At 60.0% G+C, this 25,112-nt stretch carries 24 protein-coding genes and 3 pseudogenes; 10 read left to right on the forward strand and 17 right to left on the reverse strand.

All coding sequences use genetic code 11. From position 1 onward, the window contains the following. Positions 1–14: 14 nt before the first annotated feature. The 3 genes from AC0NID_RS28380 to AC0NID_RS28390 form a co-directional block, all read right to left on the reverse strand. The gene (locus AC0NID_RS28380; protein WP_473455762.1) at positions 15–1,742 is read right to left on the reverse strand and encodes an adenylate/guanylate cyclase domain-containing protein; all 1,728 of its coding nucleotides are present in this window, start codon (positions 1,740–1,742) and stop codon (positions 15–17) included. 215 nt (positions 1,743–1,957) lie between these two features. Continuing rightward, positions 1,958–3,460, reverse strand: a complete 1,503-nt coding sequence (locus AC0NID_RS28385; protein ID WP_474033352.1) for a DUF6600 domain-containing protein — start codon at positions 3,458–3,460, stop codon at positions 1,958–1,960. 93 nt (positions 3,461–3,553) lie between these two features. Further along, positions 3,554–3,727 (reverse strand): hypothetical protein, encoded by a 174-nt coding sequence (locus AC0NID_RS28390; RefSeq protein ID WP_473455883.1) that lies wholly within the window; start codon positions 3,725–3,727, stop codon positions 3,554–3,556. Here AC0NID_RS28390 and AC0NID_RS28395 point away from each other — a divergent pair. Continuing rightward, a pseudogene (locus AC0NID_RS28395) lies at positions 3,708–3,957 on the forward strand (ISNCY family transposase); the annotation flags it as partial. The gene AC0NID_RS28390 and the pseudogene AC0NID_RS28395 sit on opposite strands and share 20 nt — an antisense overlap. A 59-nt stretch (positions 3,958–4,016) precedes the next feature. On the opposite strand, the pseudogene AC0NID_RS28400 reads toward AC0NID_RS28395, so the two are convergent. The 4 genes and pseudogenes from AC0NID_RS28400 to AC0NID_RS28415 form a co-directional block, all read right to left on the reverse strand. Next, positions 4,017–6,043 (reverse strand): annotated as a pseudogene (locus tag AC0NID_RS28400) (ABC transporter ATP-binding protein/permease). Between the two features lie 284 nt (positions 6,044–6,327). Then, positions 6,328–6,722: pseudogene (locus AC0NID_RS28405) on the reverse strand (peroxidase-related enzyme); the annotation flags it as partial. 176 nt (positions 6,723–6,898) lie between these two features. Next, on the reverse strand, positions 6,899–7,390 hold the full coding sequence (locus AC0NID_RS28410; protein ID WP_473455767.1) for an RES family NAD+ phosphorylase: 492 nt from the start codon (positions 7,388–7,390) through the stop codon (positions 6,899–6,901). A 113-nt stretch (positions 7,391–7,503) separates the two neighbouring features. Next, positions 7,504–8,187 carry an XRE family transcriptional regulator gene (locus AC0NID_RS28415; RefSeq protein WP_473455768.1) on the reverse strand — a complete coding sequence of 228 codons (684 nt, stop codon included), beginning with the start codon at positions 8,185–8,187 and terminating at the stop codon, positions 7,504–7,506. Positions 8,188–8,320: 133 nt separating this feature from the next. On the opposite strand from AC0NID_RS28415, the gene AC0NID_RS28420 reads away from it, so the two are divergent. Beyond that, on the forward strand, positions 8,321–8,536 hold the full coding sequence (locus tag AC0NID_RS28420) for a hypothetical protein (RefSeq protein ID WP_473455874.1): 216 nt from the start codon (positions 8,321–8,323) through the stop codon (positions 8,534–8,536). A gap of 160 nt (positions 8,537–8,696) precedes the next feature. Here AC0NID_RS28420 and AC0NID_RS28425 read toward each other — a convergent pair whose 3' ends face one another. From AC0NID_RS28425 to AC0NID_RS28440, 4 genes are all read right to left on the reverse strand, one after another. Next, a complete protein-coding gene (locus AC0NID_RS28425; protein ID WP_473455769.1) occupies positions 8,697–9,071 on the reverse strand; it encodes a phasin family protein in 375 nt (124 codons plus the stop codon). A gap of 141 nt (positions 9,072–9,212) precedes the next feature. After that, a complete protein-coding gene (phnE, locus tag AC0NID_RS28430) occupies positions 9,213–10,007 on the reverse strand; it encodes a phosphonate ABC transporter, permease protein PhnE (RefSeq protein ID WP_473455770.1) in 795 nt (264 codons plus the stop codon). After that, on the reverse strand, positions 10,000–10,749 hold the full coding sequence (locus tag AC0NID_RS28435; protein WP_473455772.1) for a phosphonate ABC transporter ATP-binding protein: 750 nt from the start codon (positions 10,747–10,749) through the stop codon (positions 10,000–10,002). The genes phnE and AC0NID_RS28435 overlap by 8 nt, the downstream gene beginning before the upstream one ends. Before the next feature lie 90 nt (positions 10,750–10,839). Further along, entirely contained in the window at positions 10,840–11,697 is an 858-nt protein-coding gene (locus AC0NID_RS28440) for a PhnD/SsuA/transferrin family substrate-binding protein (protein WP_473455773.1), read from the reverse strand. 120 nt (positions 11,698–11,817) lie between these two features. Here AC0NID_RS28440 and AC0NID_RS28445 point away from each other — a divergent pair, with 120 nt between their 5' ends. After that, positions 11,818–13,002 carry an alpha-D-ribose 1-methylphosphonate 5-triphosphate diphosphatase gene (locus AC0NID_RS28445; protein WP_473455774.1) on the forward strand — a complete coding sequence of 395 codons (1,185 nt, stop codon included), beginning with the start codon at positions 11,818–11,820 and terminating at the stop codon, positions 13,000–13,002. Further along, the gene (phnF, locus tag AC0NID_RS28450; protein ID WP_473455775.1) at positions 12,999–13,781 is read left to right on the forward strand and encodes a phosphonate metabolism transcriptional regulator PhnF; all 783 of its coding nucleotides are present in this window, start codon (positions 12,999–13,001) and stop codon (positions 13,779–13,781) included. The genes AC0NID_RS28445 and phnF overlap by 4 nt, the downstream gene beginning before the upstream one ends. Positions 13,782–14,218: 437 nt before the next feature. Here phnF and AC0NID_RS28455 read toward each other — a convergent pair whose 3' ends face one another. The 4 genes from AC0NID_RS28455 to AC0NID_RS28470 all read right to left on the reverse strand — a co-directional run bounded on the left by AC0NID_RS28455 (position 14,219) and on the right by AC0NID_RS28470 (position 16,080). Then, a complete protein-coding gene (locus tag AC0NID_RS28455) occupies positions 14,219–14,728 on the reverse strand; it encodes a hypothetical protein (protein ID WP_473455776.1) in 510 nt (169 codons plus the stop codon). Continuing rightward, positions 14,725–15,198 (reverse strand): TspO/MBR family protein, encoded by a 474-nt coding sequence (locus AC0NID_RS28460; protein ID WP_473455777.1) that lies wholly within the window; start codon positions 15,196–15,198, stop codon positions 14,725–14,727. The genes AC0NID_RS28455 and AC0NID_RS28460 overlap by 4 nt, the downstream gene beginning before the upstream one ends. Before the next feature lie 70 nt (positions 15,199–15,268). Further along, positions 15,269–15,493 (reverse strand): DUF378 domain-containing protein, encoded by a 225-nt coding sequence (locus AC0NID_RS28465; protein ID WP_473455778.1) that lies wholly within the window; start codon positions 15,491–15,493, stop codon positions 15,269–15,271. Positions 15,494–15,522: 29 nt separating this feature from the next. After that, positions 15,523–16,080 carry a fasciclin domain-containing protein gene (locus AC0NID_RS28470; RefSeq protein WP_473455780.1) on the reverse strand — a complete coding sequence of 186 codons (558 nt, stop codon included), beginning with the start codon at positions 16,078–16,080 and terminating at the stop codon, positions 15,523–15,525. A gap of 96 nt (positions 16,081–16,176) precedes the next feature. On the opposite strand from AC0NID_RS28470, the gene AC0NID_RS28475 reads away from it, so the two are divergent. The 5 genes from AC0NID_RS28475 to AC0NID_RS28495 all read left to right on the forward strand — a co-directional run bounded on the left by AC0NID_RS28475 (position 16,177) and on the right by AC0NID_RS28495 (position 20,380). Next, a complete protein-coding gene (locus AC0NID_RS28475) occupies positions 16,177–16,761 on the forward strand; it encodes a helix-turn-helix domain-containing protein (RefSeq protein ID WP_473455781.1) in 585 nt (194 codons plus the stop codon). Positions 16,762–16,976: 215 nt separating this feature from the next. After that, positions 16,977–17,195 carry a hypothetical protein gene (locus AC0NID_RS28480; protein WP_473455875.1) on the forward strand — a complete coding sequence of 73 codons (219 nt, stop codon included), beginning with the start codon at positions 16,977–16,979 and terminating at the stop codon, positions 17,193–17,195. Positions 17,196–17,214: 19 nt separating this feature from the next. Then, entirely contained in the window at positions 17,215–17,400 is a 186-nt protein-coding gene (locus AC0NID_RS28485) for a hypothetical protein (protein ID WP_473455782.1), read from the forward strand. 379 nt (positions 17,401–17,779) lie between these two features. Further along, positions 17,780–19,015 (forward strand): MFS transporter, encoded by a 1,236-nt coding sequence (locus AC0NID_RS28490; protein ID WP_473455783.1) that lies wholly within the window; start codon positions 17,780–17,782, stop codon positions 19,013–19,015. A 261-nt stretch (positions 19,016–19,276) separates the two neighbouring features. Then, on the forward strand, positions 19,277–20,380 hold the full coding sequence (locus AC0NID_RS28495) for an acyltransferase family protein (protein WP_473455785.1): 1,104 nt from the start codon (positions 19,277–19,279) through the stop codon (positions 20,378–20,380). Between the two features lie 613 nt (positions 20,381–20,993). On the opposite strand, the gene AC0NID_RS28500 is transcribed toward AC0NID_RS28495, so the two are convergent. Beyond that, a complete protein-coding gene (locus AC0NID_RS28500) occupies positions 20,994–22,283 on the reverse strand; it encodes a glycosyltransferase family 4 protein (protein WP_473455786.1) in 1,290 nt (429 codons plus the stop codon). Positions 22,284–22,306: 23 nt separating this feature from the next. Further along, positions 22,307–23,269, reverse strand: a complete 963-nt coding sequence (locus AC0NID_RS28505; RefSeq protein WP_292160260.1) for an NAD-dependent epimerase/dehydratase family protein — start codon at positions 23,267–23,269, stop codon at positions 22,307–22,309. A gap of 319 nt (positions 23,270–23,588) precedes the next feature. On the opposite strand from AC0NID_RS28505, the gene AC0NID_RS28510 reads away from it, so the two are divergent. Further along, positions 23,589–24,929 (forward strand): nucleotide sugar dehydrogenase, encoded by a 1,341-nt coding sequence (locus AC0NID_RS28510; RefSeq protein WP_473455787.1) that lies wholly within the window; start codon positions 23,589–23,591, stop codon positions 24,927–24,929. Positions 24,930–25,112 lie beyond the last annotated feature (183 nt).

The following is a 25,112-nucleotide window of genomic DNA, read 5'->3' on the forward strand; positions in this document are numbered from 1 at the left end:
GGCCACCTCCAGCCCTACCATGGCAGGCCGGCCTCTTCATAGCCGTCGATGAAATGCTGCCGATCCGGCTCATGGCGGAATGGTTGTGTGCTTGCCCAGTGCTGTATCGAGAAATCCGGATTCGAGGCTAGGAATTGCCTTGCTTCCTCCCTGGCCTCTTCCATGTGCCCAAGCCGCGCCAGACTTGCAGCCAAGATGCGTTGCGACCCAAGCCGGTGCGTTGCCTCATGCCGGAGTGTTTCGACGGCATCGGCGTAATGACGACCTGCGTATTGGGCGAGCCCGAGAAGCCAGTAGTACCACCCTGGCGGGTGCGGATTGAGGCGAATGGCGTGGCGCAAATGTCCGATGCCCTCGATAGCCTTTCCCTCGAATGCCTCCAGTTGCCCCAGGAATGCCCAGGCATCGGCGTGATTGGGGTTGATCCGAAGGGCAGAGGCCAGTTCCGCCGTGCCTTCATCCGACTTGCCGTCGTAGATCAGCACGTCGCCAAGGATTGCACGAGCCACGGCATTTTCCGGGTCAAGCGATACGGCGCGTCGGGCTGCCGCCAGGGCCAGCGAATGGTGGCGCTCCGGAGCATCCAGCCAATAAGCCCAGGCAAAATGGTGGCTCATCGCAAGCCAAGCGTGAGCATCCGCGAAGCCCGGATCAAGCTCGATGGCTCTTTCCAAGAGCGGGGGAGCGGCCCTGTTGCTGTCGGGAGATTTAGTTACCAGCACGCGGCCGCGGACAAAGAGATCATAGGCTTCGAGACTAGCCGCCCTACGCGTGCCTGAGGCCACAGCGGCCGGCAAGACGCCGGACAGGGTACTTACAATCGTGCCGACGACCTCGTCCTGCAACAGGAAGATGTCCGCCAAGTCGCGGTCGAAGCGATCGGCCCAGAGATGGCTGCTGTCGGCGGCGTCGATGAGCTGGGCATTGATGCGCACCCGGTCCTTCTCTCTGCGAACACTTCCTTCAAGCACATAACGCACCCTCAGATCCCTGGCGACGGAGCGGACATCGACGGACCTCCCCTTGTAGGCGAATGTGGAGTTGCGTGCGATCACCAACAGACCAGGCACCTTCGACAAGTCAGTGATCAGGTCTTCCGCCAGGCCGTCGGCAAAGTACTCCTGCTCGGGGTCGCTGCTCATATTCGTGAATGGCAGAACGGCAATCGAGGGCTTGTCGGAGATGGCCCCCGATTGGGAAGTCACGACAGGCGGCGTGCCAGACACGCGGTAGATGCGAACTGGCAGGGCAATGTTCTTTACGGTCTGCGCTCCGAGATCCTCGAAACCAACGTTGATCTTGTTTCGGACGTGGTCGTAGATCGTTCCGGAGATGAGGATGCCGCCTGGCTCGGCGGTGGTTTCCAAACGCGCAGCGATATTGACGCCATCGCCATAAAGGTCGCTGCCGTCGGCCATCACATCACCTAAATTGACGCCAATGCGCAGCACAATATGAAGTTTCTCAGGCAGAGTGGCATTGGCGTCGGCCATCGCATGCTGCACATCTATGGCGCATTGCAAAGCATTGACGGCGCTGGCGAACTCCACCATCACGCCGTCGCCCGTCACCTTAAAGACCCGGCCATGGTGCCTAGTGACTAACGGCTGCAGCACTTGCCTGCGTCGGGACTTGAGCGCGGCCAGAGTGCCGGCCTCATCCGTTTCCATGAGGCGGCTGTAGCCAACGACATCGGCCGCCAATACGGCGGCGAGTCGACGCTGGATGCGTTCGTCGGTCATGTGCGGCGATTGCTCTCATCTGAAAGCAGTCCGGCAGTGTACCGGTGCTTCATGAACGAGTCTATCCGTCCGACCCCGACCTACCTCGTAGGAGAGGTCCGGAAGGGATCATGAGCACTGGTCGCGGCCAACGGCGCAACCTTATTTCCTAGCCCAACCGTTTTGCGGGCACTTCGGTGGGAACGATCGCGGTGCCGTAGTCTGGACCCGCACACCTAGCAATTCGCCCCGGTCTGCGGATCGCACGCCTTATCTTCTTGCTTCTGTGGCTTGGGCTTGGCCGCCTGCTCGGGCTCGGCCTGCTGCTGCTCGGCGGCGGGCTGCTTCTTGGCCTTCGGCTTCTCAGGCTTGGCCGCCTGTTCCGGCTCGGCCTGCTGCTGCTCGGCGGCCGGCTTCTCCTTGGCCTTCGGCTTCTCAGGCTTGGCCGCCTGTTCCGGCTCGGCCTGCTGCTGCTCGGCGGCCGGCTTCTCCTTGGCCTTCGGCTTCTCAGGCTTGACTGCCTGTTCCGGCTCGGCCTGCTGCTGCTCGGCGGCCGGCTTCTCCTTGGCCTTCGGCTTCTCAGGCTTGGCCGCCTGTTCCGGCTCGGCCTGCTGCTGCTCGGCGGCCGGCTTCTCCTTGGCCTTCGGCTTCTCAGGCTTGGCCGCCTGTTCCGGCTCGGCCTGCTGCTGCTCGGCGGCCGGCTTCTCCTTGGCCTTCGGCTTCTCAGGCTTGGCCGCCTGTTCCGGCTCGGCCTGCTGCTGCTCGGCGGCCGGCTCCCTCTGCTTCTCAGGCTTGGCGGTCTCCTCCGGCTCAACCTGTTCGTCGGTCGCCGGTGCCTGTTCGGTCGTGGCTGCGCCTTCGGTCGGCTTCGATTTCCGGCCAGCCTGAATCTGCTTCACCTCCTCGACGTCTTTGAGCTCAGCTGGTTTGGCATCGGGATCGGCTTTTACCTCACCTTCAAAGACCGTGACCGTATTGTCTTCCAATTTGCCGGCCTGCTCGGGCGTGTCGGTCTCGCTGACCTCGACGACTGTCACCTGCTGGTTCGTCTCCTTCTCGATCACATCAACATCAATGACTTTGTTGATCACCACGTTGTTCTGGATCGTCACGTCGCCGGCCGGCTCGGCCGCCTCGACAATGCGCACAAACTCCGGCTCATCACGGATAACGACGACAGAAATGTCGGCAGCAAGGAATTCGCGGGTGGGGACCACAACCCAGTAAAAATCCGGCGTGGCGTCGAAGGTCACCTCGATTGAAATCAAATCGGGATCGCGGCGCGGCGGCAGCGGAGCCCAGATGATGTGCTCCCTGTCACGCCGCCAGCTCACCCATGCTGGCGCCCAACGAGTGCCGGGAACCCAGTACCAGCCGATGTCCTCGGCATAGCCCCACCGGCCGTAATGGTAGGTCGCCCAGCCGAATGGCTCGTCGGATACCCAGAGCCAGCCATACTGCTCGGTATAGACCCAGTGTCCGAGGGTATATGGGCGCCAACCGTCAGGTACATCAACCGGGACGAAAACGGTCGCTCCCTGGTACGAAACCCAATCACCATGGGAAGACAGCTCGTCGTAGAAGGTGCTGATCGTAATGGAAACATCGGTGGCAGCCCTTGCTTCGGACACAAGCGACAATGGCGCAACCGAACTGGGAATTTCGGTGACTGTGAGCAGACAGGCGGTTATGCCGCCAAGCATCAGTCGTGCAGCGTTTTGGGCAAGGACGCGTTTCATCCCGGTCTTCCTCCGAAACAGATCGCCCTTCACCCTGGAAACTCGCCGGCTGGTGGATTTGTTCCACTTGCCTAATATTGGCACGGCTTGGCATCACATAATGGTCCCAGTGATCAACCTCAAAGTTGCTTCGCCGAACCAGGTGTAAACCGCTGTCACAAATCTGCGCACCGAAGTGGCAATGGCTACGAAAGCGCTTTTCGCACCTTCAGTCGAAGCCATCAGCGTCGCCTGGGTCAAGCCGTGCCACGACAGGGTGCTGTTCATTGCCGATCCCGACCGATACCAAACGGCTTGCCAGTGAAAAGGCCGTCGTCTGCGACTACCCTGATGGTCGCCTCGAGGCCACGCACTACTGTATCACCCTGCCCTACAGAACCTTCGACAAGCGCTCGGTTCACAGATCGGAAACCGTCGAGGACAAGCGGCTTGACGCCGCTCTGGAACTTATCGCCAAAATGCAGGCGGATCGAGACCTTCAGCACAGCCAGCGCGGAACGCATGTTTGGCGTCCCTGATGGCGTATGCTTGCCCAGGTTACACCGACCGGCGGTCTTCACTTTTTCTGAGGCAGCGCCGCTTTGCTCAAGGTCGTGCTGCCTTTCGATCGAGGCGCCGGCGTCTCAGAAGGCGCACAAGCAAGTTTCGCCTTCCCTTGCGCCGCACGAGATCGATATCGCTGACAAGCTTCGCGCCGCCCCTGCGCCGCTCCAATGTGATCTTGCGGCTGTGGAAGGCTTCCAGTTCGGCTCGGTGCGCCACGCTTATAATGGTGACCTTCGGCAATTCGTGGATGATCATCTCCATCATCTTGCCCTGGCTCTTTTCATCGAGCGCCGAGGTTGCTTCATCCAACACGATGATATCGGGACTGTGCAAAAGGAGCCGTGCGAAGGCGAGCCGCTGCTTTTCGCCGCCCGATAGGGTCTGGTCCCATGGTGCGTCTTCCTCGATCTTGTCGGCGAGATAGGCGAGGCCCACCTTGTCGAGGGCAGCCTTGATCTTTTTAATCGTCCAGTTGTCGGCGGCGGCTGGATAGGCGACTGCGCGGCGAAGCGTGCCTGAGGGGATGTAGGGCCGCTGCGGCAACATGAACAGTCGCCTCTTGGAGTGAAAATTGACGCTGCCGCCGCCCCACGGCCATAGACCCGCGACGGCCCGTACCAGCGTGCTCTTGCCTGACCCGGATTCGCCAGCCACGAGCACCCGCTCGCCCGGTTCGATCACGACCTCGGTTTCCTTGACCACGGAGGTGCCGTCATCGAGCGTGACGGAGAGATTGTCGAGGCTGAGCATCGCATCGTCTTCGGTTTCGCCACGCTGGATGCGTCCCAGGGCGTCGCTCTGTTCCGCGCGCTCGAGCCCGTCGAGCGACATCATTAGCGAGGCGATGCGCCGTGCGGAGGCGTTCCAGTCGGCGAGACGGGGGTAGTTGTCGACCAGCCACCCGAACGCGCCCTGCACGATGGCAAAGGCGGAGGCAGCCTGCATGACCTGACCAAGGGTCATGCTTCCTTCGAGAAACTTCGGAGCGCAAAGCAAGATCGGCACGACCGGCGCAAACAGGCTCGACCCCTGCGATACCAGCGCCGTGCGCATGTGCTGGCCTGTGAGCAGCGCCCATTGCCTGAGCACATGGCCGAAATTCTTGTCGATGCCGCTGCGCTCCTCCTCCTCGCCGCCGAGCAATGCGATGCTCTCCCCGTTTTCCCGCACGCGCGTCAGCGTGTAGCGGAATTCGGCTTCCGCCTGATTTTTTTCCTCGGAGAGATGGACGAAATGGCGGCCGATGACCGCCATCGAGGTGGATGTGATCGCGGCATAGATCACCGCCGTGATGACGAGGAAGCCAGGAACAGTGACGCTCGAGCCTGCGATCGTCAGGGTCAGGGCTCCACCAATCGTCCACAGCACGACGATAAAGGTCGAGGCCGACAGAAACGCGTTGAGGACGCCAGCGATGAAGTCGACAGGGGATTCAGTGGCAATTCGCAGATCCTCCGATATGCGGGCTTCGGGATTCTGGTGGTCGCCGCCGACGAGGTTCAACTGATAGTAACGGCCGTTGGCGAGCCAGCGCGCGATTACCGCAGTGGTAAGCCAGGAGCGCCAGCGGCGCTGGATCGTCATGCGAAGGAAGACCTGTGCAACGACAAGGCTTCCGCTTCCAAGCACCAGCGGCACGAAAACGGCGCTCAGAAAATATACGGTGTGGGCATTGCGCTGCTCAAGCGCGTCGAAAATCGCGCGGTTCCAGACGTTGATCCCATACTGGAAGCCGACATTGACGCATATCAGGATCAACAGCCCGATCGTGAACGGCCAGGCGAGCCGGTCGCTGCCGCGCCCCCAATAACCGCGAGCACTGATCCAGAAGCGTTTCAGCAAATATTTCTTGCGCGCCTGCTCGGCCTGCTCGGGCGTCAGTTGAGGATCGGGTTCGATGAAATCCGGCGGCGGCGTCGCCTCGCCGCTGATCTCGGATGCGACTTCGACGGTTGATGCCTGCTCCTGGCGTGACTTTTCGGTATGGCGCGATTTGGGGCCGTCGGCCGATTTCAGCTTGAGTTTAGCCTCGGACATAACGGCGATAACGGCCTAAAAATCAGAAGGTTTCATTATGTCCACTCGAGATGCCGCTGCCAACAGCGTCAGGGCCGTCTGTGGCAGTTCCGGTTTGCTTGCAACAGCCTATGGGTCGTGCTCGAATGACAGCCGTTGACCTGTGGCGGGCAGTTAGCCTCTGAGTGTCGGCTACCGGGTCGCGGCCCGCCGTTAGGCGGCTGCTGCAGCGTACTCAATGACTGCTTTGAGGCAATCGAGGCAGCTGATCGATTGCACGCCTTCAGCCTGGGCCGTCTGTAGTATCAATCCCTCATCGGCTCGCCGAGCGTATCCATCAAGCGGTTCGCCCAGCCGAAGATAGCAGCGGACAGGACCAGGTCGAGACACTCCAGCTCGCCCCGACGTCGACCAGCGCCTGAGCGTCGGCCGCGGTTGCCTCGGGTGGCGTGGTCGACAGGCGTGCCTGGAAGCCGAATATTGTTTGGAGGTGCTCGTCGAGCGTTGCCTCAAGACCATCGGCGAAGACAGCTTCGATGACGTTCGTCCGTTTCGTCAGGTTGTTGAAGCGCGAGCCGCGCACCGCGGCGCAGTATACGCAGCGGTTGACGACGGAAGCAGCGACCATGCCCAGCTCGCGCTCGCTGCCGGCCAGCCCGTCGCGCCCGTACATGATTAGTTTAAACAGGGGTGAGCGGACCGGGTAGCTCGACAGCGCGATCGAAACGTGGGGGCGCCTCCGCTTGCCCAATGATCAGCTTTGAAGCTGATCGTCCGCTTGCGACGGCCTATTTGTAGTCGGTTGAACACATGTCGGACTGGCCCGCTCCCGGCGCCCAGCGACCCTCACCAACGAGGCGCGTGCGAACTGCTCCCTTACGCCAAGCCGACCCTGAAATCATCGAGAACCTGAGCCAACCCTGGCGCGCCTAGAAGCGTCACAACGCGCTTCGGCTGAAGCTTTGCAATCGAACGATCGTAGACAGCGAGATTGGTCGCCCCGTTGAGGCGCGATGGATAAATGATCCCGTCAGGCTGGGCTGGGTGCTCGTGAAACGCCACCGACCATCGGCGAGCCAAGTTCTGGCGCTGCGCCCGAACGACATCCGTCGGCACGCCCATTCGGACGGCATTGTCATCCCTGAGGTCGACAAGGCGAAGGTCCGCGGTGGTCGCGATCTCCGCATAACGGCGTTGGGTCAGCTCCGCCTCATCGATCGGAAGATCGCCGACCAGTCCTTCGCGGCGGTCGCGGAGAACAACTTCGAGAAAGCATACTTTCAGGGAGTCGCGAGATAGAGAACGCCGAAGCGGTTGGCAGCAACGCGGCGCCGCGGATCGCTGAACCGGCTCGGCGATTTTCCGCACCCCAGCGGATCAGGATAGGCGCCAGTAGATCCGACCGAACGTCCGACCCCGCGGTATGGTCTCTATTTCGAGCTTGCGCGCGCGAAATCGGGTGGAGGTGGAACGCCAGGCATTCAGTCGAAATCGCCCCTGGCCATACCTTCAGCCGCAGCCAACACCGAAGCGTCATCGCCTTGCTGAAGGGCACGAAGACCCGTCCGCCCATCGAGCGCGCCATGAGGTGACACCAAAAACCGGTAGACAGCCCAGGCATTATTGCCCAACGTCGCGTGGAGCGTTGGCAACTCACCGAACGGCCGGCCATCCTTGTCGAGCTGCCAAACGGGAAAGCGGAAGCCGCGCTTGGCACCATCGATCCCGAGTACCTGCCCGCTCTGCCGCTTGGCATTGACCGTCACCCGGGATGTGCCGATCAGCTTGGAAAAGGCATCCGCGCTCAGCATGTCATCGCCGGCAACAATTTCGGCGACACGCTTGCGGCCGCGCCCACGCGCTTCGGCGAGCGCCGCTTTAAGTTCAGCATCGGGCTTGCCCGTTTTCTCGACGGGAAACGCTTCATCCGAAGCAACAGTCTGTTCCTCGACCGGGGTGATTGTCTGGGCGCCGGCCGCGAGGTCGACTTCCACCCGGAACCAGACTCGATGACCGATCTTGCGGCTGCGTGCGATTGCTTCCTGATAGCGTTCGAGCAGCACCTTCTTGAAGTCCGACTGCGAAGGCTTCGTGGTGAACGCCATTGTCGTGACTCCCGCACGGGACGGATTCACGTTGTGATTGCTGCGCTTTGGAACGGCCATGACGGCAACCTCCTGTTTCCCACCGATGTGGAGACAAAAAGCAAGTTCGTCAAGTTCGATAATTTAGTAAAGAGTTTAGGCGGCGTTTCTGGCCGTCGTAGAAAAAGGCAGCCAGGCGGCCGCCTCACGCCACCTGCGCCGGTCGCTGCAGTCCGTGAACAGGTCGCTTCTGGCGCTCGAGAGCGCCGTTGGCGTCGAACTGATCAAGCGGTCGACGCGAAAAAACGGAGCCGACCGCGGCTGGCCGAGCGTCTTACGAGCGCATCCAGCCGGCGTTGGCAGAGATCCTGCAGGCGCGAAGCGAGGCCGATCTCGTCGAACGGAAAGCGGTGGAGATCGTCCTTGCTGAATTCGAGGCCGAAAGAATGCCTATCCAACTGCTTTGGCAACCTACGCGGGTGCCTCTGCAACGACCCCGGAGGTGCGCGGATCTGCTCGCCGCCCGACTGAAGGCGGGTTTGTTTTGATAGTGGCGGCCCGGCACATGCGGCGGGCACGTTCAGCCGATCCTATGCGATCGTTTTTGCCGCCATATCCTCGATCGTGTCTTCGGCCTGTTTGCGGGCGCGGTTCGCTGCTTCCGTAGCGAGCCTTGAACCGATCGAAGCGACCTTGCCGGCTTCCCTGGCATATTCCGACGTCGCGTTCTGCACGAAGCTGCTGAACACGTCGAAGACATCGCTGAACTCGTCGCTGGCGACGAGATCGTCGACCAGTTTCACGTCCTGCTCGTAGCGGTGCTTCAGGAAGGAAAGCGTTTCGATCTGGTAGCGCATGATCGCCTTGAACGCTTGCGCCTGGAGGCGGGAGGCGGCGAGAAAGGCCTTTTGGCTGTTGGCCATGCCTGGCGAGAAGAAATCGGGCTGATATGCTGCGGGTTGCATGTTCGCACTCCTGTTGAGAGGTAAGGCCGATAGATGGATCGGCCCGATATGCACGAGCCGCGATGGCCAAACTAAAAGCGGTACCGTGCGCCTTCATTGATCAGGATCAACGTGCCCCGCGCCTCGCGGCTGGCCTTGCGACTACTGGACCTTTGCGCGCAAGCGATCCGTCACGAACTCCATCAAAACAACGATGACGAAGATCACGAGAATAATGGTCGAGGCATTCTTGTATTGGAAAAGATCGAACGCGACCTTCAGTTCCTGGCCGATGCCACCTGCTCCGACAAGGCCGAGAACCACGGACGAACGCACTGCCTTTTCAAGCGCAAAAAGCGTGGTGTTTATCAAGGACGGCATGGCGTCAGGCAGGACTGCCCCGCAGAGGACCGAGAACCGCCCGGCGCCGATAGCAAACAGCGCTTCCTGAGGTCTCTTGTCGGCATCCTCCATCGCCTCGGCGAAAAACCGCCCGCAAAAACCGATCGTATCGACGATGATGGTCATGGTCCCGGCAACCGCCCCGAGACCAACGGCGGACACGAAAAGAAGCGCCCAGACCAGATCTGGAACGGTCCTGAACAACGAAACCAGCATCCTGGAGACATGCCGGAACGGGCCGAGCGGGGTTATGTCCTTGGCCGAGAGCCAGGCAAATGGCAGGCTCAGGACGACGCCGATTGCTGTTCCCACGAGCGCTATCTGAAAGGTTTCGATCATGCGCCAGAAAACCCGCAGGAGGAAACCCGGCTCGATATTTGGGGGTATCATGCGGCCGACGAGATTGGCCATGCGGGGTGCTCCGCCTGCCAATTGTTCCGGCGAAGGTGCAACCTGCCCGGCGGAAACGATCACGAGAGCGACCAAAGCGACGGCAAAGCTGAAAGTGAGGGGCGAGATCGATGGAACCCGGCTCGGCGAAAGGCGGTCATGCATCGAAGACGTCTTTCAGATCAGCATGGGCCACCTGCGCTGTTGGCCGGTCGAAGAAGATCCTGCCCGCCTTGAGCGCGATCATGCGATCGGAATAGTCGAGCGCATGTTCCATATCGTGTGTGGTGTAGACCAAGGTAATTCCGTGTTCCTGGGTGAGCTCGGAAAAAACGCGCATCACATCGCGTCCAGCCGCCGGATCGAGACTTGCCGCCGGCTCGTCTGCCAACAAGAGCTTCGGACGCCGGATCAGCGCCCGAGCGATCGCCACCCGCTGCGCCTGCCCTCCAGAAAGCGCGTCGGCGCGGGCGCCTGCCTTGCCGAGAAGCCGCACGTCGGCGAGCGCCTGCATTGCCTCCTCGCGCCAGTGTTGCCTTGCGATGGAATGGTGCCAGCCGCGCCAGGCGCCGGGCAGTCCGAGCTTCCCCTGCAAAACGTTTGTTAGAACGGATTGGCGGCTAACCAGTCCGTGGTGCTGGAAGACAAATCCGATCTGCCGGCGTATGCGCCGCAGCTGGGCGGCGGATGGCGCCGAACGGAAACTTTCGCCCAGGGTGACGACCTCACCACCGCTCGACGGCAAAAGGCCGATCAGGCATTTGAGCAGCGTGGATTTTCCAGCGCCGTTCGAGCCAATCAAGGCAACCCGTTCGCGCGATGCTATGTCGAGGCCGATATTGGAGAAAATGGCCTTTCCATTCGGATAGCTCTTCGCAAGGTCGTGCGCGCGAATGATTGCTGTCATGGTGACCCCTCTTGGCCCTGACCGGACCGGGATTGGAAGCAAGCCGGCGGTTAGCCGCCGGCTTTTGCGACGAAGCAAACGGCGCAGGCCTCAGTTCACGAAGTCGGTGAGGGTCTCGATCCCGATCGTGCGATACATCGAGCGGACATAATCATAGTCCGAATCCTTGATGTCAGTGAGGAAGAAACCGCCCTTGAATTTCTGGTTGTCTTCGCCTGTCAGGATCGCCTTCATCAGTTCGTTGCCGTTTTTCGCAAAGGCATCGCGGACCTTGACGAAGACGTCGTCTGAAATGTCCTTGCGAGCGACAAGGATGTCGTTCGGCAGATCACGGCCTCGTGCGATTACCGAGAAGGCGACGTTAGGGAACGCTTCACGGACCGAGTTCAGATAGCCGAAATTCAAGCCTATAGCGGCGATGTCGCCGCGGATGAGAGCCTCGGCCGCGATGTTGCGCGATATGATCACCGGTTCGTAATCGGTGGCATATTTCAGGTTGAAATCGGCCAGCGCCTGGGCGGGGCCGAGGTGCTGGGAGGTGGAGCCGATCGAGCCGAATGCGACCTTCTTGCCCTTCAAGTCCTCAATCGAGCGGATCGGCCCATTTGCCAGTACGGCGATCTGAGCGAAGTAATCGGGGCGCTGCCAGGCAACAACAATCTTCGGCTCGTCCAATTCCTTCATGATGACGTATTCAGCAGGACCGGTCAGGACAAGATCGACCTGCCCGGATTTCATGGCCTCGACGGCAGTGGTGCGCGAACTGACCGGAAACAGTTCGATGTCCAGGCCGGTCGCCTCTTCAAGAGCGGTCTGGAAGGCGCCGAATTCCTGCTGAAGGGCCTCCAGTCCCTCCATGTCGGTTACCGCGAATTTCACCGGTTCCGCAAAAGCTGGGAGGGCGGAGGCAAACGTTAGGGCGAGCGCGGCTGCGATGGTGCGGATCATCATTTTTCCTTTGCTGTATAGACAGGAAACTGTTACCCGCCTACCCCTATACGCAGCAGATGACGTGCTCGTGACATTTCACCGATGCCGCCGGCAGGCTTTTCTTTTCGAGGGAATACAGTGAACTGGCATATTCAGAGCGGTCGCATCCTTACCGACCGAGGGCTTGCAACGGCAGACCTGAATGTTACCGGCGGGATCCTGTCAAAGGTGCAAGCGGCCCATGCGTCCATAATCGATGCCGACGGTCTGCTGGTGCTGCCGGGAATCGTCGATATCCACGGCGACGGCTTCGAGCGGCAAATCATGCCGCGGCCGGGCGTCCGCTTCGACACCGCTCTGGCGCTCAAAGACACCGACCGCCAGCTTGTCGCCAATGGCGTAACCACGGCCTTTCACGGCGTCACGGTGTCGTGGGAGCCTGGACTTCGCTCGCTCGAAGCTGCCGAACACCTGATCGGCGTGCTGTGCGATCTCCGCGACACTCTTGGCTGCGATACGCGTCTGCATCTGCGCTGGGAGACCTTCGCGCTTGATCAGATGGCGCAGGTCACACAATGGCTCTCTCTTTCGCCGCGACCGATCATCGCCTTCAACGATCATACGACAGGCTCGGTGTTGAACGGCGCGATCGCCCGCAAGATCGGCCAGATGGCGGAACGATCCGGCTTGAGCCGGGAGGAATATATGACGTTGCTCGACCAGATCTGGTCGCGGCGTGCCGAGGTGGCGATCGCGATGGAGAAGCTGGCGGCGACCGCACGGGCCAATGGCAATGTGCTTCTTGCCCATGACGAAGCGTCTCCCGAGGAACGTGCGTATTTCCGCGATCTCGGCGCAAAGGCCTCGGAATTTCCGCTGACGCTCGAGACGGCGAGGGCCGCGCGGCAAATGGGTGAGGATGTGATCCTCGGCGCGCCCAATGTCGTGCGCGGCGGCAGTCACAATGGTGCGCTGAATGCCACAGAGGCCGTCAGAGCCGGGCTCTGCACGGTGCTGACCAGCGACTACCACTATCCGTCACCCCTGCATGCTGCCTTCAGGCTGTCTTCGCCAGGCGCCAGCGACTTCCCCTCGATCTGGAATCTGGTCTCGGCAAACCCGGCCCGGGTAGCCGGCCTCGACGACCGCGGAATGCTTGTTGCCGGCCGCCGGGCGGATCTGATCCTCGTCGATGCCGGCGATCCGGCGCATCCGCGTGTGGTGGCCACCATGGTTCATGGACAAATCGTCTATTCCTCTGGACTCGCCCGCGCAGACCGACGGTCGGCACAACGGTCGTCGCCGGTGAGCAAGGCCTCATGAACCAGGATACGAAAATTCCAACACACGAGCGCAGCGGCAATCGCTTGCTGGCCTTTGACGGCCTGGTCTTCCGGCCGCGTAGCGATACGCCAATCTGGCAGCAGATCTACGATCACATCCTCAATCTGATCGAGAGCGGCTGTCTTGCGCCAGGCAGCCAACTGCCGGGAGAAACTCATCTGGCGGAGAAACTCGCGGTCACCCGCATCACACTTCGCCGGGCGCTGCAGCAGTTACAGCACGAGGGTCACCTTACCGCACGCAAGGGCGTCGGCATCTTCGTGCGGAACCTGCCCTCGACGTTCACCGTTCGTGACGGACAGCGCTTTCTCGATAATTTCGCAGCCCACGGCCAGGAAATCGGCACCCAGACGCTGCTGATTGTTCGGGAGCCGGCCGAACCGGTCGTGGCGGAGCGGTTGCGTCTCGCACCTGATACCACCATTATCCGGCTGTGCCGGATCAGAACGTCCGATAGGCAGCCGGTTTACGTCAACACCAAGGTCTTTCCAGCCCATCTGTTTCCTGATTTCGAACAGAGTTACGGCGCGTGTCAGTCGGTGACCGACGTTTTCCGAGCGCATGGTATCGAGAACTACCGGCGGGCGGAAACGCGCATCAGCGGCGGCTTTGCCTCCCCCGATGAAGCGGAAATCCTGCGATTGACGCCCGGAACGCCCGTATTCCGCATCAATGCTGTCAACGAAGACCGCAACGGCGTACCGATCGAATGGACCCGCGGCTCCTGGCCGCTGACGTCCGTCGAATTCGTGTTCTGATCTTTCTGGTCGGCACCTGGTCCGACAAAAACCGACCGGTCCGGGACACAAGTATCGACATTGCAGACGGTCAGACGCCGTACCGAAAGCTCTCGCCTGGTCCGGTAAAGGCGGGCGCAGCGTGCGCTGCTCGGGTTTTTTGGGCTGCGTCTCCGCGCCGCACCTGGAAGGCTGCCGTTGGTCTGACGGCCGCTCTTTTGACATTGATGGGCCGGGCATCTCTTTCGGATCCCCCGACACGGGATCAGTTCCTAGTGCCGACACGAACATTGGAGAGGACTGTAATCTTGCCGCGGCCCTATCGCTTCCCGCGGCAACTAAGGAACAGGGTTTGGCTGTGTACACACCGAGCAATAGCGAGCCATTTGCGGTGTTATGTCCTAAGAGCCAAGGACTCGCGTTGACTGTATAGGCCTCATACTTGCCGAGACTCCCTTTCAAAGCGCTCGACTGTCATACGCCCAGTGCAACAAGGCTTGACGCTGGCGCGGGCGGCACCGTCCATCACCAGGCTTGCAGGCGCGGCGAAGCTGGCCGACATGGCGGCGTATTGCCTTCCAGCGGCCGATCTGTCGCTCGTCCTCGCCGAGCACGCGACGGCCTTGGTAGTAGCGACAGTACCATTGGAACCAGCCGCGCGGATCGTCGGGATGTATCCAACCCTTGGCCCTCCAGAAGCTGAGCGGCTGGCTGGCATCCACACCGAACCAGTTGAGCGATGGATCTTTGCGCCGCGGCGACAGGCGCGCTTTGGCGAACCAGGTTTGGGGGAATTCATCACGGCAATCGGTCATGTACTTACCGCCGAAAACCCCGAGTGCCAGCATCTGCGCCGGCGTCAGGTCTGGCCGGAAATCGGGATGGAAGTCACCCCCGGCGGGCGCGACCAGCGCATACCGGTAGCCCTGCTGGATCCGGTCCTTCACATCGACCCACCGCGGCTTCATCGAGCGCCCTTCGCGGCGGTATTCGCGCGTATGCGTCGCCAGATGGAGAAGTTGAGAGCTGACGCGAAGCTCAGCCAGGCCAAGTAGGGGATCAGTAACCAGGCCGCGGCCGCGCTCACCGGGTAGAACAGGACAATTGTGGCGACAACCGTGCCCCAGAGCAACACGATCTCCACCAGCGCCAGGCCCGGTCGCTGAAGCCCAAAGAAGATCGGCGTCCATGCGGCGTTGAGCAGAAGCTGCAATGCATAGATGCTGAGCGGCAGCGCCGCCCCGGCGATGCCTGCCTCGCGCCAGACGAGCCAGCCCGACAGGGCAATCGACACATAGAGCGCCATCCAGACAGGCGCAAACAGCCAATCCGGCGGCCGCCATAGCGGCTTGTCGAGCTGTTTGTACCAATTGCCCGGCCGAAATATCGTGCCGGTTGCCGCCGCGCCGAAGCTCGCGGCCCCAAATGCGATCAACATGAGCAAGGATTTATCCATATGGCAGAGATGGAGGGGACCGTTTGCCTATGAAGCCGCCCCCTCCACAGGGTTAGCGGGTTCGCTCTGCGGCCAGTTCGCCGGAGCCCATCGAGGCAAACAGCGGGACGAGCTGCCAGGCCGCCGAAAGCCCTACCAAGATGTAAACGATCCTGACGAGCGCTGAGCCCGCTCCAAAGATCGCAGCCACAAGATCGAAGCTGAACAGGCCGACAAGCCCCCAGTTCAGCCCGCCCACGATGACGAGAATGAGGGTCAGGATGTTGATGAACTTCATGGTCATTTTCCTGGGTTGGAGCTGGGTTATCAGCCTTCCGGAGGCAGGATCACCTTATCGATGATGTGGATGACGCCGTTCGACGCCGCGACATCGGTTGCAGTGACGACGGCGTCGTTGACTTTGACGGACCCGCCGTCGACTTCGACGTCGATCATCTTGCCGTTCACGGATTTGGCTTCATCCAAACCTGCCACATCTGCGGCGGTCACCTTCCCCGGGACCACGTGATAGGTCAGGAGATCAGTGAGTTGCTGCTTGTTCTCCGGCTTCAGCAGGTCTTCCACCGTACCGGCGGGCAACTTGGCAAAGGCTTCGTCGGTGGGAGCGAAGACCGTGAACGGGCCAACGCCCTTGAGGGTGGACACGAGACCTGCGGCTTCAAGCGCGGCTGCGAGGGTCTTGAACTGGCCCGCCTTAACGGCGGTATCCACAATATCTCTTTCCGAGGCCAGCACGCTGACGCTGGTTGCGAGGGCGAACGCCGCGCCCAGAATCGTGATTTTTAGTTTCAGGGCATTGCTCTCCTGTTGATGGACCGATGTGCCGATGCAAACGGCACGGATTGTCATTTGGAGAAAACTCATTTTCTTTCCAATAAAATTTTCGTGATAAAAGAATTGATTTTCTCGTGGCGACAATTCGGCTAGAAATGTTTCACTGGACGAAAAGGAGTTTGCGACGTGCTTTCCGACACGCTCACCAACGAGCTCGCGCGCTATGGAATCGGCCCCCGCGTGAAGGCGCTGCGGCTTAGGAAGAAACTGGGACTGGTGCAGCTCGCCGCCCACACCGGCCTTTCTTCTGCTCTGCTGTCGAAGATCGAGCGCGGCCAGATGTTTCCCACGCTCCCGACCCTGCTTCGGATCGCGATGGTATTCGGCGTCGGCCTCGACCATTTCTTTACCGCCGAAACGCAAAAGCCGCTCATCGCGGTGGTCCGGAAGGAACAGCGGCTCAAGCTTCCCGTGCCGCCGGACGCGACCCCACCCACATTCTTGTTCGAAAGCCTGGATTACCCGGTAGCCAACCGCAAAATGGAGTCCTTTTACGCCGAGTTTCCGCTCGATGCGCCGCCGTCGGAGCCGCACCAGCACGGTAGCGTGGAGTTCATCTACGTTCTGTGCGGTCGCCTGGCGGTCGATGTGGTCGGGGAGGAGACGTCGCTCAACGCCGGTGACGCCATGTATTTCGATTCAAGCGTTCCCCACAGCTACCGTCTCGATGGCAAGGAAGTCTGCACAGCCCTGGTCGTGACCGTGCTTTAGGCGCACCAACTGACAAGCAATGTTTGGGGCAGAACCGCGCGAGCATTCTCTGCTAAAAACGCTGGTGCCTTTCAGCGACTGAGCATCGCAATCGTGGGTCCAGGTCGCCTGGATCAATACGAAAAGGTATGCTTTTCATACTATCTTATCGGCAAGGGAGGCTCGATATGCCTGTAACCGTTGGTGCGCACCATCTCACGTTGTTCACGCACGATATGGACCGTTTCATTCGCTTCTATGAAGAAATCTTCGACGCGGAAACGAAGTTCGATCTGTCCGAGCCCGGTCCCGGTGGCCGCACTCTTCGTCACTCGCTTATCGACGTGGGAGGTGGCTTTGCCCTTCATCCGTTCCAAATGCCGGAACCAACGGGGTATGAAGATGGGTCGACGCAGATGGGGATAGAGAGGTCACATAGATCATCTCGCGCTTAAGGTAGATGATGAAGAGCGCTTGCAGGAAGTCAGACGACGTCTGGTGAAGGCCGGCGCTTCGGATGGGACCATCACAGATTTCGGCGCTGTCCGTCTGGTGACCTTCAAGGACCCGGATGGTATGGAGGGCGAGGTTGCACGGTGGACCGACAGCAAGCGCGTGCTCGGATTTGAAGAGCGCAAGCAGGAGCTTTGGCTAGACTGATCGCGAAGGTTCGCAATGGACGGATCTGCCTGCCTCACACCGATGCTCCCGTCATCGGCTGCAACGGGTCGTGAGCCGACCCGCCGTATGGCGCGCATCCAACTCCTTTGCCAGCCGCTTCACTCCCCAGCCAAGCGCATGCAGCCGCGGCATCGCTGCCATCTCTTCATGGCTGAAGCCTCGCCTTTCCGTGCATCCTTCTCGACAATGCAGGGAAAAAGGCAAAATCCCAAGTCGCCGATGCCGCCTCTCATGACCGAGGGGGCGGTTTCTCAGTTCGCCCGACAGCGTGCCCTGACGTTGGTCTGAATGGACATGACGTTACTTTAAATCTTGAAAGGCGCGATCGCGGCAGTATCGAACCGCTGAGGGCTGGAATATGAAACAGTTCGAGACGTCGCAAGGCACCCCCGCCTCGCTTCGCTCCATCCCCACCGGAATCTGGGAGCTTGGCTTCGTCTCGCTGCTGATGGATGTCTCGTCGGAGATGATCCACGCTTTGCTGCCGATTTACCTGGTGACCGTCATGGGGGCATCGATGGTGATGGTTGGCATCATCGAAGGCGTCGCCGAAGCGGCGGCCGCCATCACCAAGGTCTTCTCCGGAGCGCTGTCCGATTGGCTGGGGAAACGCAAGCTGCTGGCTGTCATCGGTTACGGGCTGGCTGCGCTCACCAAGCCGGTCTTCCCGCTGGCCGCCTCGGTCGACTGGCTGGTGGCGGCACGTTTTGTCGACCGCATCGGCAAGGGTATCCGCGGTGCGCCCCGTGATGCGCTGATTGCAGACATCGCCCCGGTTCATGCGCGCGGCGCCAGTTTCGGGCTTCGCCAGTCGCTTGACACGGTTGGCGCGTTCGTCGGGCCGCTTCTGGCGATCGGCCTGATGTGGCTCAGTGCCAATCAGTTTGTGACCGTGTTCTGGGCCGCTGTTGTTCCTGGCGTCCTGGCGGTCGCGGTGCTTCTCATTGCCGTGCGTGAGCCGGCTCGACCGGCAGACCTGCGCAAGGTGCGCGCGCCGTTGAGTCTGCCCGAGCTGCGGCGCCTGGGCTTGCCCTTCTGGCTCGTTGTCTGCGTCGCCACCGTGTTCACCTTGGCCAGATTCAGCGAGGCCTTTCTCATACTGCGCGCGCAAGACATGGGTTTGCCGATCGTTCTCGCTCCCCTGGTGCTCGTGGTCATGAATGCGGTCTACTCGCTCGCCGCCTATCCTGCCGGCGCGCTCTCCGATCGCGTCAATCGCCTGACGATGCTAATTTTCGGCTTCTTGATCCTGATTGCTGCGGACCTTGTGCTGGCGCTCCCTGAGAGCCCTGCCGGTGTCGCGCTGGGTGTGGCGCTGTGGGGTTTGCATCTGGGGCTCACGCAAGGGCTTCTGGCAACGCTCGTCGCCGATACCGCGCCGCCGGAGCTGAGAGGTACCGCCTTCGGGATGTTCAACCTGTCAGGCGGGCTCGCGCTGCTGGCCGCCAGCCTGCTGGCAGGCATGCTCTGGGACGCTTTTGGACCGCAGATAACCTTCCTGGCAGGCGCGGGCTTCACGGCGCTGGCCCTGCTTGGTCTTGGCCTTGTCCGCTGGCGTGTGCCGGCACTTGGGCACAGTCGGAAGAAATCGTGACGGCCTGCATCCGAAACGCGGTCTCCGATCGCAGCGATGATAAAAGTAACATTGTTCCGCTTGCTTCAGACCCGTTGGTATCAATCCACTCCGTCGTGTGGCACATACCTTCGAAAGGATGTATTCGGTAGTCAAAGGACGATCTTATAATGCCCGCTGGTGGTCTCTAAGCTTATTTTGACGCGCTCCGCCCAAAAACGGCTGTCCTTGCTGAGTCGCAATGGGCGCAACGCAAGAGATCACATCGCGGGGGGCGACCAAATGAGTGATTTCGACTTGCGAAGGCCAAACACTCTAAGCTTATTCCGGTTACTATTTGCGTCACTTGTTATCATATCTCACTCACCGGAACTTATAGATGGGAACTCGAATCGTGAGTTTCTGAAGAATATCTTCGGTACATTGACGTCAGGTCAGGTAGCTGTTTACGGCTTCTTCTTCATCAGTGGCTTCCTCGTGCTAGACAGCGCCATGCGAAGCAGCATCTACACCTTCATGTCCAGACGTGTACTTCGTATAGTTCCTGGATTTGTTGTGGCATACTTGATCAGCATTAGTCTGGTATTTTGGCTGGGAGGTGGTGACTTTGATGAACTCTCTCCGAGCCGGTGGGCGGCTAAGCTTTCCAAAATGGCGCTCTTGCTGAACCCGGCGCAGGTAGGATCGGCGTTTGCCGGCTCCCATGCACCAGATGTTAATGGATCACTATGGACTATTGCATACGAGTTTCGCTGTTATGTGCTTGTGGCAATCGTGGTATTCTGTGTCGGTCACGCCACACTTGTCTTCTCGATCATCTCAGTTTTACTTGCAATAATCCTCGTTAGTTCAATTTCTCAAGGTGTCTACTTTCGCTTCGATCTAGGAAACTTTGAACCCATCGGTAATGTGGACGATGCCGTACGTTTTACGATGATATTTTCCATTGGGGCGTTGTTTCAGCTGCTCAAGGAGAATTTGAGGAGGAGCAAACGGGTAGCGCTTTTGTGCTGTATCCTTCTCATAGGCGGGATGTTCTCGGAACGGCTGGCGCCGCTGGCAGTGGGCGTGTTTGGAGGTTATCTGCTCCTGTATCTGGCGTTTCTAAACGAGAACAGCGTCTTGAATTCGATTAACCGAAAGAATGATATATCGTACGGCGTGTATCTCTACGCATGGCCGATTCAGAAGCTGATGATCATGTATGTTCCGACAATCACGCCTATGCTGCTAACGATCTTGACCTTGCCTATAGCAGTCTGCGCGGGCTTTCTCAGCTGGCATCTTGTTGAGAAGCCCGCGATCCATATGCGGCTGCCGATCCTGCGCTGGCGGTCCGGCGAGCGAAAACGCGTCTATCCGACGGGCGGGCCACCGATCCCATAAACGACGCGATCGCCCGGGCCTTGCGCCGAAGCCCTCGCGCCTGGCGTCGTCGATTGATCACCTGTGGGCGGTGCGCATCCAGACCGACCGCCTCGGCGAACACGCAGATGGTGTCGAACCTGTTGGGCCGAGCGCTCTGCTCAATCGCGGTAGCGCCTTGCGACACCGGTTCAAATGCCCAGACGCGCCCTGCCGCCCCCACGCGGCGCGGCGCAATCGATGTCGTAGACATTGGTCACCTGCGTTCAGGTTCGATGCAAGTGCTGCTGGACCGGCGGCTCGTAGGCGCCGCCCCGCGCAAAATCTCGGTCGCCGCTCGCGTTACGATCCTGAGGCCACCCGCCTCGCCACCAGCAATGCGTTGCGATTTGGAGAACAGGTTGCGGAGCGTTACAGCCAGGTTCACTCGGCCGCCTTCACTCCGCCCTTTGGGCTGGGCGCACCTGACGACCGTTGGTGAAGAGAGCGGCGGGCCTGACGGGCCCATTCCAAATCCGACATGGGTTGGGCGTGGACCGATACCGGGTTGAGCGCTACACCGAGGATCGCCGCATGCGCATCACATCGGTCTGCAAGCTGCGATCACTTGGCGATCGCCGCCCACCGCTAAGGCTCAATGACTGACGATCTTTGTGGAAACATGGGCCCGCTTGCCTGGGCGCAGTTTCTGATAGACGGACTTGAGCCGTTCTGCGCGCGCCTCCCACGAATACAGCTCGACGGCACGCTTGCGCCCTTCGCTTCCCATTTCGCTTGCCCGGACCGTATCCTCCAGCATCGTGATCAATGCCTGGGCGAGCTCGCCAGGAGCATCCATTTCGACCAGCATCCCGGTCCTGCCAGCCAGAATGGATTCACACATCCCGCCCACGCGCGTTCCCACCACCGGTATCCCGCATGCCATGCCCTCCACGACCGATATACCGAAGCTCTCGCTGAGGGACGGATTCACAACGATGTCGGCCTCATGGTACGTCGCTACGAGGTCCTTGTGGGGCACGTTACCCATGAAGTGAACTCGATCATGCAACCCGTGGCGCTCGATGAGTTCCTCTAAGTGTTCCCGATATTGGCTATTGCCCCAGCGATCGTAGAAACGGCTCAACGCGGTTACCCGCGGATCCGACGAGAGGCTGGTCAGGAAGTCCAGCGGAAGCGGAGAATGTGGCCCTGCGATCCGAAGTTCCACGTCCGCAAACCTGGCCGCAACCTCACTGAAGGCCTCGATCAGTGTGTGAAGCCCCTTCTCTGGCGACACCCGACCAACGAACAGAATGACACGTCGGGTTCTGGCGGATGCAGGAGCCGGCTGCTCGCTCGGCCGAAAGTAAGAAACGTCCACGCCGTTACCGACAGTGGCGACGACGCCAGGATAGTCCGGGAATGCAGAACGAAAGGTCGTTGCGATATGGTCGCTGACGGCGACGACCGCATCCACCACCTTGAGCTGACGGGCCACCTGAGCGTGGTCGCGCTGTGACAGCCACTCACACTGCATCTCAAGCACGAGCCGATGAGATGAGTTGGCTGCCTTCAGTTCCCGGCACCATGCCCAGTAATTCATCACATGGACGATATCAGGTTGATCGACGGCGAGGTAGCGACGAACCTTGTTACGATATTGCGAGTGGTCATCGGCCTTCCGATCCAGCCGCAACCAGCGCGCCAGACGCGGAAACTGGTGGATGACCCGCTGCAGCGCGCGGTCACGCAGCGCCGGAGCCCGCCGCACCGCGAACGGCAGGTCCGCGGGCACCGTGTCGTCTCGATAATGCTTGCCATAGAGCGTAATCTGCAGGCCTTCGCCGAGCCGCAGCGCCGTATTGTAGACGATCAGACCGATTGAGTTTTGAACAGGCGGAAAAAGTCTATCGTACGGCTGACCGACATATACGAGCTTCATGTCACTGCCCACCGTCAGCTCGTTCAGGCAACTCTTCTAAGTGCAGGGCGGTCTTCCGGTCGGGAGAGGTGGTCGGCGAGGCGGCGAATGCCCTCTTCGAGCGGCACGAGGGGACGGTTCAATATAGCCTTCATCTTGTTCGTGTCAGGACAGCGGCGCGTCATGTCGCCCTCCGCAAGGGGCGGTCGGAATTCCAACTTCGATGACGAGCCCAGCACTTCGATGACAAAGTCGGCCAGCTGTCGAATACTCATTTCCACGTCGCTGCCAACGTTGATCACTTCGTTCTCGTGCGCGCGCGTTCGATGTACCGCGATGCAAGCGTCAACCGTGTCGTCGACATAGCAGAAGGTGCGGGTCTGAGAACCGTCCCCGTAAATCGTCAGCGGCTCGCCGCGCAGAGCTGCACGCACAAATCGCGGCAGAACGAAATCCTCGCTCTGACGTGGCCCGTAGGTGTTGAAGAAGCGGAAAATGGTAAATGGCAGTCCAAACTCACGCTCAAAAGTGCGCAGATAGACCTCTCCAAGATTCTTCACCACTGCATACGGCAGACGTGAGTTAAGCGGCGTGGTGCTCTCGTTTTGAGGAATCTCGAAAGGTTCGCCATATACCTCCGATGACGAAGCGAAGTAGACACGCTCGGCGCCAGTGTTCTTGCATAGCCTCAGCACGTTCTCGATACCGGTGATGTCGCGCAGCACGAGCAACGGATTTGCCAACGTCCGCTGCACACCGACCACGGCTGCGAAATGGAAGACGTGGGTGAAATGGAAGCGGTAGAACAACGATGAGATGTCGTCGAAATCGTTCGCGTCCGCCTTTACTACGGTCAGATTGCCCGCGTCTATTTGTACCTTGTCTCGACTTCCGGTCGACAGGTTGTCAGCGACGACCACCTGGGTCTGGGGTAGCTTGACCAACGCGCGAGTGAGGGCACTGCCGATATTGCCGGCTCCACCAGTTACCAGGATCGATTGCGTCATAATCCACCTCGACCGAACAGTTTAATCGACTGATGCAATGTGCGTCCCTTCGCCAAACGCGGCATCTTCGATCTCGCGAGCGAAGCTGGCTCCCGGAGCCTTGGGACGCTTGAGAGTTAAATGTGGCAGCGCAAGATTTATTTGACAACTTGGCTTGGGGTAAGCACTTCGGCTGTTCTCCCAATGGTGCAACCCATGCTATTTTCAGATCTGGGGCTGGCTAAGCGCATACATTTTGCTGATTGCTGTGAACTGCTTCCCCGCGGTAATTGAGGCGATCCTTTATTGTCGACATCGAAGCGAAAGTTGCCAGCATCTCATGCAGAATGCTCCAGACCTTCAGGAACTGGTTAACCGCATCCGAACGCGGGACTACACCATTGGCATCATGGGCCTGGGCTACGTTGGTTTGCCGCTCGCCATGATCTCGCTGGACGCGGGGTTCAAGGTCATCGGTTTCGACATCGACGCGTCTCGGGTTGCACTTCTCAACCGCGGAGAAACCGGCATAGATCATTTGCCTGGCGCTGCCATCAAGGAAGCAGTCGACGGCAAGCGGTTTCGCGCCACCAGCGATTTCGCCGACCTGGGCGAACCCGACGCGATCTTGATAGCGGTGCCAACGCCGCTTACCAAAAACCGGGAGCCGAACCTGTCGTTCGTCGAAAACAGCGCACGTGCGATCGCGGAGCGGCTGCGCCCTGGTCAACTTGTCGTTCTTGAGTCGACGACCTGGCCAGGAACGACGCGAGAGGTCGTGCAGCCGCTGCTCGAGGCGACGAATCTTTCTATAGGAAAGGACTTTTTTCTCGCCTATTCGCCCGAACGGGTGGACCCAGGCAACGATGTGCACACCACCGCCACGGTTGCAAAGGTGATAGGCGCCGACGACCCATCGTCCCTGCAGATTGCCAAGGAACTGTACGACCAGATCATCGTGCAAACCGTTCCCGTGGCCTCCACCGCAACGGCAGAGGCTGTGAAGCTGACCGAGAACATATTTCGCTCTGTGAACATTGCGTTGGTCAATGAGCTAAAGGTGATTTTTGACAGGATGGGCATCGATGTCTGGGAGGTGATCGAAGCCGCCAAGACCAAGCCGTTCGGATATATGGCGTTTTATCCAGGCCCAGGGCTCGGCGGGCACTGCATCCCGATCGACCCATTCTATCTGACCTGGAAGGCAAGAGAGTACGAAGTAGCGACGCGCTTCATCGAACTTGCCGGTGAAATCAACACGAACATGCCGCATTATGTGGTTGCCCGCCTTGTCGAGGCCTTGGACCAGCGAGCCAGCCGCGGCCTGAGCGGTTCGCGGATCCTGGTGATCGGGATGTCCTACAAGAAAAACGTGGGTGACACACGAGAAAGCCCATCGTTGAAGCTGATCGAGATCATGGAGCGACGCGGGGCAGTCGTTGATTACCACGACCCCTATGTACCGGAAATACCCGGAACAAGAGAGTACGCCACCCTGGCAGGTCGCCTCTCTGTGGATATCTGCGCCAGCAGTCTGGCATCGTATGATGCCGTTGTCATCTCGACAGACCATGATGCGATTGATTGGCACAACGTCACCAAGCACGCAAAGCTGGTGCTCGATACCAGAAATGCTTGTGCGCGCAGTCAGTCACGCACCGACAACGTCATAAAGGCATGAGCGGCCCGGCTTGCGGTGCCGTAGCGGATGGTGTTGGACTTCGGCGGAGCAGCCTCCGGTAGGTTGAGCTTATCGGTTCAAGCGGCGAGGTCAATCTGCTGATCGAGCGGCTTGATTGGAAGTGTCTGCCAGCCGCCGATTTTTCGCATCGAGATTTGGGGATGCCATCAGCGCCCAGAACGG

The sequence above is a fragment of the Mesorhizobium sp. WSM4821 genome (genome assembly GCF_055901555.1).